At 35.9% G+C, this 16,867-nt stretch carries 11 protein-coding genes; 9 read left to right on the top strand and 2 right to left on the bottom strand.

Going from position 1 to position 16,867, the window contains the following annotated elements:
• Positions 1-122: 122 nt before the first annotated feature.
• Entirely contained in the window at positions 123-296 is a 174-nt protein-coding gene (locus AC3WTI_RS02545; protein WP_097841474.1) for a hypothetical protein, read from the bottom strand.
• Positions 297-625: 329 nt separating this feature from the next.
• Here AC3WTI_RS02545 and AC3WTI_RS02550 point away from each other — a divergent pair, with 329 nt between their 5' ends.
• On the top strand, positions 626-925 hold the full coding sequence (locus tag AC3WTI_RS02550) for an ArsR/SmtB family transcription factor (protein WP_097841475.1): 300 nt from the start codon (positions 626-628) through the stop codon (positions 923-925).
• A 58-nt stretch (positions 926-983) separates the two neighbouring features.
• On the opposite strand, the gene AC3WTI_RS02555 is transcribed toward AC3WTI_RS02550, so the two are convergent.
• Positions 984-1,169 (bottom strand): YkvS family protein, encoded by a 186-nt coding sequence (locus AC3WTI_RS02555; protein ID WP_097841476.1) that lies wholly within the window; start codon positions 1,167-1,169, stop codon positions 984-986.
• A gap of 462 nt (positions 1,170-1,631) precedes the next feature.
• On the opposite strand from AC3WTI_RS02555, the gene AC3WTI_RS02560 reads away from it, so the two are divergent.
• The 8 genes from AC3WTI_RS02560 to AC3WTI_RS02595 all read left to right on the top strand — a co-directional run bounded on the left by AC3WTI_RS02560 (position 1,632) and on the right by AC3WTI_RS02595 (position 16,857).
• Positions 1,632-2,834, top strand: coding sequence for an L-lactate MFS transporter (locus AC3WTI_RS02560; RefSeq protein WP_097841478.1), 1,203 nt, complete (start codon positions 1,632-1,634; stop codon positions 2,832-2,834).
• 632 nt (positions 2,835-3,466) lie between these two features.
• Positions 3,467-4,237: a 2,3-dihydro-2,3-dihydroxybenzoate dehydrogenase gene (gene dhbA, locus AC3WTI_RS02565; RefSeq protein ID WP_097841479.1), complete on the top strand. Its 771-nt coding sequence runs from the start codon at positions 3,467-3,469 to the stop codon at positions 4,235-4,237.
• 25 nt (positions 4,238-4,262) lie between these two features.
• A complete protein-coding gene (dhbC, locus tag AC3WTI_RS02570; protein ID WP_097841480.1) occupies positions 4,263-5,462 on the top strand; it encodes an isochorismate synthase DhbC in 1,200 nt (399 codons plus the stop codon).
• Positions 5,463-5,474: 12 nt separating this feature from the next.
• Positions 5,475-7,091, top strand: a complete 1,617-nt coding sequence (locus tag AC3WTI_RS02575; RefSeq protein ID WP_097841481.1) for a (2,3-dihydroxybenzoyl)adenylate synthase — start codon at positions 5,475-5,477, stop codon at positions 7,089-7,091.
• Between the two features lie 24 nt (positions 7,092-7,115).
• Positions 7,116-8,009 (top strand): isochorismatase family protein, encoded by an 894-nt coding sequence (locus AC3WTI_RS02580; RefSeq protein WP_097841482.1) that lies wholly within the window; start codon positions 7,116-7,118, stop codon positions 8,007-8,009.
• 33 nt (positions 8,010-8,042) lie between these two features.
• A complete protein-coding gene (locus AC3WTI_RS02585) occupies positions 8,043-15,194 on the top strand; it encodes a non-ribosomal peptide synthetase (protein WP_097841483.1) in 7,152 nt (2,383 codons plus the stop codon).
• Complete coding sequence (locus AC3WTI_RS02590) at positions 15,191-15,415, top strand: MbtH family protein (protein ID WP_087956410.1); 225 nt, start codon at positions 15,191-15,193, stop codon at positions 15,413-15,415. Before AC3WTI_RS02585 ends, AC3WTI_RS02590 begins: the two co-directional genes overlap by 4 nt.
• Positions 15,415-16,857, top strand: a complete 1,443-nt coding sequence (locus AC3WTI_RS02595) for an MDR family MFS transporter (RefSeq protein ID WP_097841484.1) — start codon at positions 15,415-15,417, stop codon at positions 16,855-16,857. The genes AC3WTI_RS02590 and AC3WTI_RS02595 overlap by 1 nt, the downstream gene beginning before the upstream one ends.
• Positions 16,858-16,867: the final 10 nt, after the last annotated feature.

Here is a 16,867-nt window from a genome sequence, read left to right on the forward strand (position 1 = left end):
TTTAATTGTAATTCATATTTAAAGAATTGTTTACGAGTTTCTAGTATAGAATTTATGATAAAACAAATGCCGCCTCTTTATAGAGACGGCATTTGTTTGTTATTCAGAATGAGGCAATGCACCTACGAGTTATCTGTAGAAGGCGGTGTATTCTCCAGACGATTATAGGTTTTAAATGCCGAAATTGCCGATATAACTCCACCTACTAAAAATAAAGCTGATCCACTAACTAATATAATACGGCTGACATATGTGTCGCGCGCTTCTTCAACTTCTTCTTGTAGATTTGTTGGCATTTGAACTCCCCCTAATCAACATTATTTTTTAGATAGTATATACAAATGCCTAAAATATGTTAAAATCACTGGATAGTGTTATGAAGAAGTATATAGTTAGATGTGAATTATTTGAAAAATCTTCATTATAAATTTATGCTAACTTCACATAGAGCACATATTAACATTGTATTATGTATATGTACCAAATAAATAAAATGAATTGTATTTCGTTCTGTTTTCAAAAATTTAAAATTCTATTATTTTTATATAAAGGTTTCACATCAGAGTTTTAAAAATTTTGGAAATAGATAAAAATAATAGGAATTCATATAAAAGGGGAATGTCTTATGACAACATATACGAGTGAGATGAGAAAAACTTTAGTTTCAGAAGAAGATGTAGATATTTTAAAAATTATGGCGCACCCAATCCGCTTACAAATTGTAAATGAATTAAGCACGAGAAAAACTTGTAATGTAACACAATTAACAGAATTACTGAATATTCCACAATCGACTGTTTCGCAACATTTATCAAAAATGAAAGGTAAAGTGTTACGAGCTGAGCGAAGAGGGTTAGAAATTTATTACCACATTAATAATTTAAAAGCGAGTAAGATTGTAAGTGTTTTAGGATATATAAATTAATGAAGTATTTTCATATAAAATAGCCGCTGCTTATGAGCAGGGGCTATTTTGTGTTGTTTTATGTATTCGCATTTAAAATTTTATAGTTTTTGTGATTTACAATTGTTCGTTCAAACTCAAAAGTACCACCGCTTACATTTGTAATTTCAACTAAGACCGATTCAGTATAAAGTTTTAGTACAGATCCTGTAATCTTTAAATTATTTCGTTGAAAAAGTATAGTATCCCCTACGTTTGCTTTCATAGTACCTCCTCATTAAAGACAGAAATATTTTTTTATTATATATATTAAACCACTTATAGATATATTAGTGAATATTTAGTTTTGTTTATCAATAAAATATTTTTTATTTTATAAAAAATAAAGTACATCGTAGTGTAAAAATATTTTTATAGGAAAATTAAAATATAAAAATTGTATAATGTGAGACATAATTTTTATAAAAAAAGATGAAATAACAATTGTAAGTCGTATTGAACAAAATATTATAAAGGCTACTTTTGTATTTTATAAGTAGTTTTTTGTATTTCGTCCTTCGTTTTCTGTAACTGATTCCATGTTTTTGACGCTCTGTCTTGTAAGTGCTTACATAAGCGGAAACATCTTATACAATGAAGGTGTTAAATCAAAAGAGGTGACCAAAATGAACATGAAAAAACATAATTTAGCGAAAAGCATTGAAATAGAAAGAGGAGGCGGAAAGGTATGAAAAAATCAAATGTTAATCCATGGCTTGTTGTCCTCGGTACAGTCATCGTACAAATGGGGCTTGGAACAATATATACGTGGAGTTTATTCAATCAGCCTTTAGTTAGCAAATACGGTTGGAGTCTTAACGCAGTTGCTATAACTTTCTCAATTACGAGTCTATCCTTAGCATTTTCAACTTTATTTGCGAGTAAATTACAAGAAAAATGGGGACTTCGTAAACTTATTATGATAGCTGGATTAGCATTAGGACTTGGATTAGTACTTAGTTCACAAGCTTCTTCATTAATATTGCTGTATGTACTAGCAGGAGTTGTTGTAGGTTATGCAGATGGTACAGCATATATTACTTCATTATCCAATTTAATAAAGTGGTTTCCAGGGCGTAAAGGTTTAATAGCTGGTATTTCTGTCTCGGCGTATGGTTCAGGTAGCTTAATCTTTAAATATGTTAACGCACAGTTAATTGAATCAGTTGGTGTATCACAAGCATTTATATACTGGGGTTTAATTGTTACAGCTATGATTGTCCTTGGAGCTTGTTTAATCCATCAAGCTGCTGATCAAGGTGCAGTTCATGAAACAAAAACTCATGAATATACAACGAAAGAAATGTTAGGCACAAAACAAGTATACTTATTATTTATTATGTTATTTACATCATGTATGAGTGGCTTATACTTAATTGGTATGGTAAAAGATATTGGTGTTCAACTTGTAGGACTTAGCGCAGCAACGGCAGCTAATGCGGTGGCTATGGTTGCAATCTTCAATACATTAGGTCGTATTATTCTAGGACCGTTATCAGATAAAATCGGTCGTTTAAAAATCGTTACTGGTACTTTTGTTGTTATGGCGAGTTCAGTCTTAGTTCTAAGTTTCGTAGATTTAAATTACGGTATTTACTTCGTATGTGTAGCAAGTGTAGCGTTTTGCTTTGGTGGAAATATCACAATTTTCCCAGCCATTGTTGGTGATTTCTTCGGTATGAAAAACCATAGTAAGAACTACGGAATTGTGTATCAAGGATTTGGATTTGGAGCACTTGCAGGTTCCTTTATCGGTGCACTTTTAGGTGGATTCAAACCAACATTCATGGTGATCGGCGTATTATGTGTCATATCATTTATTATCGCAATATTAATTCAAGCACCTAAACAGAAAAAAGAACAAGAAGAAGAGTATCGCAGCGTAGCATAAGTGAACGAATCTTCTGACTATAAGTACGAAAAAGCATCCTGCTAAATAGGGTGCTTTTTTTATGAATTATTTTAAGGAGGATATATTTTCTTTGGAATCTTTGAGGTGTAAAAATGAGTGGAATAGCTGTTTGGATTATATTGGAATATTAAAGGTGATATATTATATTTGAAATACGTATTAAATCTTAAATTATAAACGCGTCATGAATCGGTAATTGTAAGATATATTTTCTCGGTATTTTCAGAAAAATGTTGAGAAAATATATATTTGAATTTTTGGTAAGGCTTTATACTTGAAGGCATCTACACTTAATCCTTTTCAATTTTAAAAAGAGGAGTATGAATTAAATTTTTAATGTAAGTACTTAGAAATGCTTTTAGATGTAATTGTATGGAGAAGTAGTAAAATATTTTATCTGAAAAATAAAAATAGGTTGACAAGTATATTGAGAAAGATTATCATTTCGGTGTAACAACATTAAATGAAAAACATTATCAATAAATATTAATTTGATGAAAAGTACACTTGACCTATTAGTTTAGTAAGTGTATTATTTTTTACATCGATAATGATAATCATTATCATTATTTGCTTAATTAGATTAATTTTTAAAGGAAAGGATAGAGGAAATGAACTTAGGGGAATTTGATGGAAAAACGGTTTTAGTAACAGGTGCAGCCCAAGGTATAGGTAGTGTTGTTGCAAAAATGTTTTTAGAAAGAGGAGCTACAGTTATTGCGGTTGATCTAAATGAAGAGGGATTAAACGAACTCTTAAATGAAACACATATGAAAACGTTTCGTTTAGATGTGAGTGATAGTACCGCAGTTGAACAGATGGTAAATGATATTGAAAATGAAATAGCACCAATAGATATATTAGTAAATGTTGCAGGGGTTTTACGTATGGGAGCGATTCACTCTTTAAGTGATGAAGATTGGAATAAAACATTCTCTGTAAATTCTACAGGCGTTTTCTATATGTCCCGAGCAGTAAGTAAACGTATGATGCAAAGAAAGTCAGGGGCAATTGTTACAGTTGGTTCAAATGCAGCAAATACCCCGAGAGTCGAGATGGCTGCGTATGCTGCATCAAAAGCTGCAACGACGATGTTTATGAAATGTTTAGGACTAGAGCTTGCGGCATACAATATACGCTGCAACTTAGTTTCTCCAGGTTCTACTGAAACTGAGATGCAAAGATTACTATGGGCTGATGAGAATGGAGCTAAAAATATAATTGCTGGTTCTCAAAATACATATAGACTCGGAATTCCATTACAAAAAATTGCACAACCTTCAGAAGTTGCTGAAGCAGTGTTATTTTTAGCTTCAGATAGAGCAAGTCATATTACAATGCACAATTTATGTGTCGATGGCGGTGCTACGTTAGGAGTTTAATAAAAATTCAGGAGGTTATTATACTATGAATGAACATACAGCTGTAAAGGAATTGTCAGAAAAACTTTTAGAAGATTATAAGACTGAATCTTCATTCTTTTTTGCTTCACCAACTCGAACGATATTAGCAGAAGGAGAGTTTACTACAGTAAAGCATCGTGAAATTGAAAGCTTCTCAGAGCTTGTGCAAGCGACATTAAGTAATGCGAAACAAGCTGGAAATCCAAATCCTATCGTTGTGGGTGCTTTGCCATTTGATCGTAGAAAAGAAGTCCAACTTATCGTACCAGAATATAGTAGAATTTCTGAGCGTTTACAATTGGATACAACAAATCAGCTTGAAACAAATGAGAACGCAACATTTGAAATGACGCCAATGCCAGACCCTGAAGTTTATATGAATGGTGTGAAGCAAGGAATTGAAAAAATACAGGATGGTGATTTAAAGAAAATCGTTCTATCCAGATCGTTAGATGTTGAATCTTCCGCAAAGATTGATAAGCAAAAACTTCTGCGAGAATTAGCAGAGCATAATAAGCACGGTTATATATTTGCTGTGAATTTACCAAAAGATGAAAAAGAGAACAGTAAGACGCTAATTGGAGCAAGTCCTGAATTACTTGTTTCACGTAATGGTATGCAAGTTATTTCTAACCCGTTAGCTGGTTCAAGGCCACGTAGTGAGGATCCAGTAGAAGATAAAAGAAGAGCAGAGGAATTACTTTCTTCGCCAAAAGATTTACATGAACATGCGGTAGTAGTGGAAGCGGTTGCCGCTGCACTTCGTCCGTATTGTCATACATTACATGTTCCAGAAAAGCCATCAGTTATTCATAGTGAAGCGATGTGGCATTTGTCTACAGAAGTGAAAGGTGAACTTAAGGATCCAAATACTTCTTCTTTACAATTAGCAATTGCCCTTCATCCTACTCCAGCAGTTTGCGGAACGCCGATGGAAAAAGCAAGAGAGGCTATACAGCATATTGAGCCATTTGATCGCGAGTTCTTTACAGGAATGCTAGGATGGAGCGATTTAAATGGAGATGGAGAATGGATTGTTACAATTCGTTGTGCTGAAGTACAAGAAAATACACTTCGTTTATATGCAGGAGCTGGAGTTGTTGCTGAGTCAAAACCAGAAGATGAGTTAGCAGAAACATCAGCTAAGTTCCAAACAATGCTAAAAGCTTTAGGGTTAAGAGATAGTTCACTGAATGAAAAATAGGGGGAAGAAAGAATGCTAGTAGGTTATACAGAATGGCCAAAAGAATTTGCCGATCGTTACCGAGAAGAAGGATGTTGGCTTGGTGAAACATTTGGAGGAGTGTTAAGAGAGCGGGCTGAGAAATATGGAGATCAAATCGCGGTTGTAAGTGGTAAGAAGCATATAACATATAGTGAACTTAATAAAAAGGTAGATCGTTTAGCAGCAGGTTTACTGAATTTAGGAATAAAGAAAGAGGACAGAGTTGTAATCCAGTTACCTAACATTATCGAGTTTTTCGAAATATGTTTTGCACTATTTCGAATTGGAGCGCTTCCTGTCTTTGCACTGCCGTCACATCGAAGCAGTGAAATTAGTTATTTTTGTGAGTTTGGCGAGGCGAGCGCTTACGTTATTTCAGATAAGGCTCTCGGTTTTGATTATCGAAAACTAGCAAGAGAAGTGAAAGAGAAAGTGCCAAATTTACAACATGTAATTGTAGTGGGAGAAGAAGAAGAGTTTGTGAACATAAATGATCTGTATATGGATCCCGTCTCATTACCAGAAGTTCAGCCAAGTGATGTTGCATTTCTCCAATTATCAGGAGGCACAACAGGTCTTTCTAAATTAATTCCTAGAACACATGATGACTATATTTATAGTTTACGTGTTAGCGCTAAAATTTGTAATTTGAATGCAGAAAGCGTCTATATGGCAGTTCTTCCAGTAGCACACAATTACCCAATGAGTTCTCCAGGGACATTTGGAACTTTCTATGCGGGTGGAAAAGTGGTATTGGCAACTGGTGGTAGTCCAGATGAGGCCTTTGCTCTTATTGAAAAAGAAAAAGTTACAATTACAGCGCTTGTTCCGCCATTAGCAATGATTTGGCTTGATGCTGCATCTTCTCGTAATGCCGATTTATCGAGCTTAGAGGTTATTCAAGTAGGTGGTGCTAAGTTTAGCGCTGAGGTTGCAAGACGTATACGCCCTACATTTGGATGTACGTTACAGCAAGTATTCGGTATGGCGGAAGGATTAGTGAACTATACAAGATTAGACGATCCGGAAGAAATTATTATTCATACACAAGGTAGACCAATGTCTGCACTCGATGAAGTACGAGTTGTTGATGAAAATGACAACGATGTACAACCGGGCGAAGTAGGTAGTTTATTAACACGAGGTCCATATACAATTCGTGGTTACTATAAAGCCGAAGAGCATAATGCACGATCATTTACAAAGGATGGGTTTTATCGCACAGGTGATCTTGTAAAAGTAAATGAACAAGGATACATCATTGTAGAAGGAAGAGATAAAGATCAAATTAACCGTGGTGGTGAGAAAGTTGCTGCGGAAGAAGTTGAAAATCATCTATTAGCACACGATGCGATCCATGACGTAGCAATCGTATCTATGCCTGACGATTATTTAGGTGAACGCACCTGTGCTTTTGTTATAGCTCGCGGACAAGTTCCGGCAGTAAGTGAATTAAAAATGTTTTTAAGAGAACGTGGTATAGCGGCTTATAAAATTCCAGATCGAATTGAATTTATTGAATCATTCCCGCAAACAGGAGTCGGAAAAGTCAGCAAAAAAGAACTACGTAAAGTCATTGCTGAAAAACTTATTACAGTAAAACAATAATAAAAATCGGAAGGAAGTGATTAGATGGCTATCCCATCTATTTCAGTATACAAAATGCCAGTTGAATCCGAACTACCAAAAAATAAAGTGAACTGGACGCCAGATCCAAAACGTGCGGTTCTTTTAATCCATGACATGCAAGAATATTTTCTTGATGCATATAGCGATAAAGAATCGCCAAAAGTAGAACTCATTTCAAATATTAAGGTAATAAGAGAAAAATGTAAGGAACTTGGTATACCAGTTGTTTATACAGCACAACCTGGTGGGCAAACGTTAGAACAACGAGGTTTATTACAAGACTTTTGGGGTGACGGTATACCTGCTGGACCAGATAAAAAGAAAATTGTTGATGAACTTACTCCTGATGAGGATGATATATTCCTAACAAAATGGAGATATAGTGCATTTAAAAAGACAAATCTATTAGAAATTTTAAATGAACAAGGAAGAGATCAACTCATTATTTGCGGTATTTATGCGCATATTGGCTGTCTTTTAACAGCTTGTGAAGCATTTATGGATGGTATAGAGCCGTTCTTTGTAGCAGATGCAGTTGCTGATTTTTCACTAGAGCATCATAAACAAGCATTGGAGTATGCATCTAATAGATGTGCAGTAACGACATCAACAAACCTACTGTTAAACGATTTACAAAGTGTAAAAGATGATGAGAGTGAAGGAATCACTATACAGGAAGTGCATGAACTAGTTGCACAACTACTTCGTGAGCCAGTAGAGAGTATTGATATTGATGAGGACTTATTAAATAGAGGGCTTGATTCGGTCAGAATTATGAGTTTAGTAGAGAAGTGGCGTCGTGAAGGGAAAGAAATTACTTTTGCAGATTTAGCAGAACATCCAACTGTTGCAGGTTGGTACAGTTTACTATCTTCACAAACAGCACAGGTGCTGTAACAAATAGACTACATAATAAAGGGGTAGTAAAGAATGCCTAACAGTCAAAAGATTCGTCATTCGTTATCATCTGCGCAGTCTGGTATGTGGTTTGCGCAACAATTAGATCCGCTTAATCCAATTTATAATACTGGGGAATATGTAGAAATAAACGGAAATATTCATCAAGACATTTTTGAATTAGCTGTACGTAAAGTTGTAATGGAAACAGAAGCACTTCATGTTCGCTTCGAAGAGGATGAAATTGGCCCATGGCAAGTTATTGAGAAATCGTCAAATTTCCATATGCATTTTATTGACGTTCGTAAAGAAGGAAATCCTGAAGAAGCTGCTAAAGTATGGATGAAAAATGATTTATCTATGCCAGTCGATTTGAAAACAGATACATTATTTACTGAAGCACTTATTCAAGTTGAAAATAATCGTTTCTTTTGGTATCAGCGCATCCATCACATTGTGATGGATGGCTATGGATTTTCACTTCTTAGCCAAAAAGTAGCGAAAGAGTATACAACACTTATAGAAGAAACAAATAAGAAAGAGAAGCCATTTGGTTCTCTCTCAAAGATTGTACAAGAAGATATTGAGTATCGTGATTCTAAACAATTTCTGGAAGACCGCGCTTTTTGGCTAGAAAAGTTTGCAGATGAACCAGAAGTTGTAAGCTTAGCAGAACGAGCACCGAGAACATCAAATGGATTTTTACGAGAAACAGCTTATTTATCCAGTTCTAGCACGAAAACTTTACTAGACGATATTAATATTTCGCTAACAAGTTGGCCAGAATTTATTGTCGCTGTAACAAGTATATATATGCATAAATTAACAGGTGCAAATGATATTGTTTTAGGTTTACCGATGATGGGGCGCCTAGGTTCTGCATCTATTTATACACCGAGTATGGTAATGAATTTAGTACCACTTCGTCTCACTGTAACACCAAATATAACTGTTGCGGATTTATTACAGCAAGTTTCTAAAGAAATTCGAGACGTACGTCGTCATCATAAATACCGTCATGAGGAATTAAGAAGAGACTTAAAGTTACTAGGTGAAAATCAAAGGTTATTCGGGCCGTTAGTGAATGTTATGCCTTTTGATTATGGGCTTAACTTTGCTGGGAATCGTGGTATTACACATAATTTATCAGCAGGACCTGTCGATGATTTATCGATAAATGTTTATAAACGTTTCGATGAAAATGAGTTAATGATTCATTTTGATGCGAATCCGGAAGTATATAATGGCGCGGAACTAGCATTGCATAAAGAAAGATTTATGAATGTATTAGAATTAGTGATAAATGATTATGAAAAAGATGCGTCGATTGGAAGCATAAACATTACTCTTCCTGAAGAAAATCAAAAAGTTTTATTCGAATGGAATGAAACTAAAGAAGCTGAAGAGTTAATCCCTTTACCTATATTATTTGAAAAACAAGTACAAAAAAATCCAAGTAAAATAGCGGTTACGTGTAACGGATTAGACTTTACGTATAATGAGCTAAATGAACGAGCAAATAAACTAGCACACTATTTAGTAGAAGAAGGAATAGGTCCAAATCAGTTTGTAGCTTTAGTATTTCCAAGATCAATAGAAATGGTAGTTAGTATGCTAGCAGTTTTAAAGGCTGGTGCAGCGTATTTACCGATAGATCCTGAATATCCAGCTGAACGAATCAATTATATTGTAAATGATGCAAAACCAGTGTGTATCATCACACATTCATCTGCATTAGTTATAGAAAATGATATGAAAAAAATCGAATTAGATAGCGAAGAAACAAAAATAGTATTAAAAGCATATTCTCATATGGATCTACCATTTAGAAATGATGAATCACTTTTAAACCCAGCTTATACAATTTACACTTCAGGCTCAACTGGCAATCCAAAAGGTGTAATTGTTCCTATGAAAGCTTTAAGTAATTTTTTATTGGCCATGGACGATATGTTTTCATTACATGAAAACGATCATTTAGTAGCAGTTACAACATTTGCGTTTGATATTTCAGCTCTCGAAATTTATTTGCCTCTTATTAGTGGGGCAAGTTTAACAATCGCACAAAAAGAAGTAATTCAAGAACCTTCTGCGTTAACGGCATTGTTGCAAGAAGAAAGAGCGACAATTATGCAAGCTACACCGACGCTTTGGCAGGCGTTATTAACGGAATATCCAGAGAAGCTACAAGGACTAAAAGTGCTTGTTGGTGGTGAAGCACTTCCATCTCATTTAGCAAAAACATTAAAAGAATTAGGTTGTACTATTACAAACTTATATGGACCAACTGAAACGACGATTTGGTCTACTGTCATGAACATCGATGAAAGAGAAAGTGGTATACCTCCTATTGGAAAACCGATTTGGAGTACAGATGTATATGTATTAGACGCAGGATTACAACCAGTCCCACCTGGAGTAATTGGTGAATTATATATTGCAGGGGAGGGGCTTGCAAACGGCTATTTAGGAAAACCAGAGTTAACGGCTGAACGATTTGTTGCAAATCCTTTTGGAGAACGAGGGAAGCGCATGTACCGCACGGGTGATCTTGTGAAATGGCGTAACGATGGTGTGCTGGAATACATGAGCCGAGCAGATCATCAAATAAAAATCCGTGGTTTCCGAATTGAATTAGCTGAAATTGAAATGGTATTGCAAAGGCATGAAAATATTAAGCAAGCAGTAGTAATGGTACGAGAAGATCGCCCAAATGATAAACGAATCATTGCGTATATCGTTGCCGAAGAGAAGGATCCTATTAACTTTTTAGAAATCCGTTCTTATATTTCAGAAAGTTTAGCGAATTATATGGTACCATCAGCGTTTGTGTTGTTAGAAGAATTACCATTAACACCAAATGGAAAGGTTGATAGAAAGAAGTTACCAGCTCCTGATTTTAATGAAATGAACAAGGAGAGAGTTGCTAGAAATCCGAAAGAAGAAATATTATGTGATTTATTTGCAGAAGTACTTGGTGTTTCTCGCATTAGCATTGATGATAATTTCTTTGAAATGGGAGGCCATTCGCTTCTTGCATCTCGTTTAATGGCAAGAATTCGTGAAACGTTAAGTGTTGAATTAGGAATTGGAAAATTATTCGAATCGCCAACTGTTGCTGAACTAGCGAAGCAACTGGATGGAGCAAAAAGCGCAAGACCAGCTATTAAGAAAGTAAGCAGACCAAATGAAGTTCCACTTTCATTTGCACAGCGTAGGTTATGGTTCTTAAATTGTTTAGAAGGTCCAAGCCCTACTTATAATATTCCGTTAGTCATTCGTTTGTCTGGAAAGTTGAACGAGGAAGCATTGCAAGGTGCTTTTTATGATGTAGTCGAGAAACATGAAACACTGAGAACGATTTTCCCTAACGTATTAGGTAGTTCCTATCAGAAAATTTTAGATATGGAAAATTTAAATCTAGAAATGATTAAAACAAAAACATGTAAAGAGGAATTAGAAAATGTGCTTGCAGAGGCGGTAAGGTATAGCTTTAACCTCGATGTTGAACCAGCAGTTCGTTTGCAACTATTTACAGTGAATGAAAACGAACATGTATTGCTAATTCTATTGCACCATATTGTAGGGGATGGCTGGTCATTACAACCGTTAACGAGAGATTTTACAACGTCATATAAAGCTCGATGTCAAGGTGAAAGAGCACAGCTGGAAACACTTCCAGTGCAATACGCAGATTATGCACTTTGGCAACAGCAATTGTTAGGTGATGAAACTACAGAAAAGAGTCTCATTTCAACACAATTAGAGTTTTGGAAGAAAGAGCTAAAGGGACTACCTGATCAATTGGAGTTACCTACAGATTACCAGCGTCCAGTTGAAACGAGTTACCGAGGAGAAACAATTCATTTTCATATAGATGCAGGTATGCATAGTAGGTTAGTAGAGCTTGCACGGAAAAATGGAGTTAGTTTGTTTATGGTATTGCAAGCAGGACTAAGTGCGCTATTTACAAGATTAGGTGCAGGTACTGACATACCAATCGGAAGTCCGATTGCTGGAAGGAACGATGATGCACTCTCTGACATAGTCGGTTTATTTGTAAATACATTAGTGTTGCGTACAAATACATCAGGAGATCCAAGTTTTAAAGAATTATTGAATAGAGTGAAGCAAGTAAATCTTGCAGCTTATGAAAATCAAGATGTTCCATTTGAACGACTTGTTGAAGTGTTAAACCCAGTACGTACTCGAAATAGTCATCCGCTGTTTCAAATTATGTTAGCTTTCCAAAATACGCCAGAAGCAACCTTTGATGCTCCTGATATAGAAGCGAACCTTGAAATTCAAAGCGTCGGCTCTGCGAAATTTGATCTAACATTTGAAATTAGCGAGAGTAACGGCGTTGATGGTAATCCAAACGGTTTACACGGATTATTAGAGTTTAGTACTGATTTATATAAACGTGAAACGGTGCAAAAATTAATAGAACGATACATTTTGTTATTAGATGATGTAGCAGAGAATCCGGATCAATCAATTGGTAGATTAGAAATATTAACGTTAGCAGAGAAAAATAAAGTGTTAGAAAAGTGGAATGGTGGTTTTCAAATTGCACCAGAAATGACATTGCCACAATTATTTGAAAAGCAGGCTCATATAAATCCAAATTCTATTGCTGTTGTCTTTGAAGATAAGAAATTAACATATGAAGAGTTAAATAGAAAAGCAAATAAAATAGCTCGATTCCTAATAGCAAAAGGGATTGGTCCTGATCAACTCGTTGCTTTAGCGATGCCAAGATCATTAAATATGGTTGTAAGCTTATTAGCTGTTCTTAAAGCTGGTGCTGGATACCTTCCGTTAGATCCAGATTACCCAGCAGACCGTATTTCATTTATGCTACACGATGCGAAACCATCATGTGTTTTAACGAATTCAGAAGTGGAAATTGAATGTAATGAGGCACTAAAAGTTTTAGTTGATAATGTAAAAGTAATAGCAGAGGTTGAGAAATATAGTGAAGACAATATTGATGAAGTGGAACGAATTAAGCCATTATCTCCATCACATATTGCTTACGTTATTTATACGTCAGGGTCAACGGGCAGACCGAAAGGCGTTATGATACCTCATCAAAATGTAGTGAGACTTTTAGGAGCAACTGATCATTGGTTCCAGTTTGACGGAAATGATGTTTGGACGATGTTCCATTCCTATGCTTTTGATTTCTCGGTTTGGGAAATTTGGGGACCTTTATTATACGGAGGGCGTCTAGTCATAGTACCACATACTGTAAGTCGTTCGCCGAAAGAATTTTTACAACTTCTTGTTAAGGAAAAGGTTACTGTTTTAAACCAAACTCCATCAGCGTTCTATCAATTGATGCAAGCGGATCGTGAAAATGAAGAAATTGGTCAAAGATTATCTTTACGATATGTTGTTTTTGGAGGAGAAGCACTTGAGTTAAGTCGATTAGAAGATTGGTATAGTCGACATCCTCAAAACGCACCAAAGCTTATTAATATGTACGGTATTACAGAAACGACAGTACATGTTAGTTATATTGAGTTAGATGAGAATATTGTTTCTTTACGCGCGAATAGTTTAATTGGTTGCAGTATACCAGACCTTAAAGTATACGTATTAGACAACTATTTACAACCAGTGCCACCTGGAGTAGTGGGAGAAATGTATGTTGCAGGTGCTGGGCTTGCTCGTGGTTATTTAGGAAGAGCAGGATTAACGGCTGAGCGCTTTATCGCAGATCCATTTGGTAAGCCAGGTACAAGAATGTATCGCACAGGAGACTTAGCACGTTGGCGTCAAGATGGGACGCTAGATTATATAGGACGTGCAGATCATCAAATAAAAATTCGTGGATTCCGAATTGAATTAGGGGAAATAGAAGCGGTCATAATGAAGCACCCTAAAGTTGAGCAAGTAGCCGTTATTGTACGTGAAGATCAACCAGGGGATAAACGGTTAGTTTCTTATATCGTTTCATCAAATAATGAAGCAATTGATACGAATGAAATGCGTCAGTTTGCTAGTGGTAGTTTACCAGATTATATGATTCCATACGCTTTTGTAGTAGTAAATGAGTTACCTTTAACTCCAAACGGTAAATTAGATAGAAAGGCATTGCCAGCTCCAGAATTTATCGCATCATCTTCTAGTCGTGGTCCAAGAACACCACAAGAAGAAATGTTATGTGACTTGTTTACAGAAGTGCTAAGTGTACCTCAAATTGGAATTGATGACGGATTCTTTGATCTTGGTGGCCATTCACTCCTTGCAGTGCAGCTTATGAGCCGCATGAAAGAAGCGCTTGGAGTGGAACTAAACATTGGCACTTTATTTGCAGCACCAACCGTTGCGGGATTAGCTGAGAGACTTGAGATGGGAAATGGTCAAAGTGCACTCGATGTGTTGCTTCCATTACGATCGGGCGGAGAACAATTGCCACTATTTTGTGTACACCCAGCAGGTGGATTAAGTTGGTGCTATGCAGGACTTATGAAATCTTTAGGAACAAATTATCCAATCTACGGTGTCCAAGCACGTGGTATCGCTAAAAATGAAGAACTTCCAAAAAGTTTAGAGGAAATGGCAGCGGATTATTTAAAACACGTTCGTGAAGTACAGCCTCACGGACCATATCGTTTACTCGGTTGGTCACTTGGAGGAAATGTTGTGCATGCAATGGCGGCGCAACTGCAAAATGAAGGGGAAGAAGTAGACTTACTCGTTATGCTAGATTCTTATCCTGGTCACTTTTTACCGAATACGGAAGCACCTACTGAAGAAGAAGCATTAATCGCATTACTTGCTTTAGGGGGATACGATCCAGATAACATGGATGGTAAACCACTTACGATGGAAAGTGCAGTAGAAATACTTCGTAAAGATGGAAGTGCATTAGCAAGTCTTGAAGAAGAGACTATTTTGAACTTGAAAGAAACATATGTAAATTCGGTAGGATTGTTAGGGAAATATGTACCGAAAGTTTATAACGGAGATATTTTATTCTTTAGATCTACTGTTATACCAGACTGGTTTGATCCTATTTCTCCAAATACGTGGCTAAATTATTTAGATGGGCAAATTGTACAATACGATATTGATTGTAGACATAAAGATTTATGTCAACCAGGACCACTTACAGAAATTGGACAAGTATTAGCGAAATATTTGCAGGATAAGAAAGGGGTAAGTACAGTATGACGAATCCATTTGAAAATGATAATTACACATATAGAGTATTAAAAAATGAGGAGGGCCAGTATTCTCTCTGGCCTGTCTTTCTTGACGTACCTATTGGTTGGAATGTTGTACATGAAGAGGCTAGTAGAAATGATTGTTTACAATATGTTGAAAATAACTGGGAAGATTTGAATCCAAAAAGTAATCAAGTTGGCGAAAAAATATTAGTAGGAAAACGATAATGAAGGCAAAAATAAATCCAAAAGTAGTTGTAAGCATCGTATATATAACAGCGATGTTTATGGCTGCAATGGATGCAACAATTGTGAATGTAGCACTCCAAACGATAAGTAAAGAACTACAAGTGCCGCCATCCGCAATGGGGACAGTTAATGTTGGGTATTTAGTTAGCCTAGCTGTTTTCCTTCCAATTTCCGGTTGGTTAGGAGATCGCTTCGGTACAAAAAGGGTATTTTTAATTGCTCTTTTCGTATTTACAACTGCGTCTGCATTATGCGGAGTAGCGAACGATATTACTTCATTGAATATTTTTCGTATTATGCAAGGTGCTGGCGGGGGGCTTTTAACACCAGTTGGGATGGCGATGTTATTTCGAACATTTTCACCAGAGGAGAGACCGAAAATTTCTCGATTTATTGTGTTACCAATTGCTGTGGCACCAGCAGTAGGACCAATTATTGGTGGTTTTTTTGTAGATCAAATGTCTTGGCGCTGGTCATTTTATATTAATGTACCATTTGGAATAGGAGTGTTACTATTCGGTCTACTATTTTTAAAAGAGCATATTGAAAAATCAGCTGGTCGCTTTGATTCTCTCGGTTTTATTCTTTCAGCACCAGGGTTTTCGATGCTTATCTATGCGCTCAGTCAAGGACCATCAAAAGGATGGGTTTCCCCAGAAATTATAAGTACTGGGATAGCTGGGATTGTATTCGTTGTATTGTTTATCATTGTAGAACTTAGAGTAAAGCAACCGATGTTAGATTTACGCTTATTAAAAGAGTCAGTCTTTAGAAAAATGAGTCTTATTTCATTGTTTTCATCCGCTGGTTTGCTAGGAATGTTATTTATTTTTCCGCTTATGTATCAAAATGTAATAGGAGTTTCCGCACTAGAATCAGGTCTTACGACATTCCCGGAGGCGATTGGATTAATGATATCGTCACAAATTGTACCATGGTCATATAAGAAATTAGGAGCTCGTAAAGTAATTTCTATTGGCTTAATTTGTACGGCGATTATCTTCGTTTTATTAAGTTTTGTAAATCACGATACGAATCCATGGCAAATACGGGCATTATTGTTTAGCATAGGTATTTTCTTAGGTCAGTCTGTTGGAGCAGTCCAATTTTCTGCATTTAACAATATAGCGCCACCTTCTATGGGGAGAGCGACTACTATATTTAATGTGCAAAATCGATTAGGATCTGCAATAGGGGTCGCTGTTTTAGCTAGTATACTAGCCGGTTTTGGAAACAATAGTGTACAAAATAATGCTCATTCAGATTTCTTACCATATCAGGCTGCATTAATTGGATCAGCAATGTTTTTACTTGTAGCATTACTATTTTCTTTACGGATTTCAGATAAAGAGGTAATGTCAAAGAAGAAAGAAAAAATGTTATCTGTATCAAAAAAACAGAAAGCACTTGTCAATGAATAACAATGGATAT

The sequence above is a fragment of the Bacillus sp. EB106-02-03-XG38 genome, from assembly GCF_058792175.1.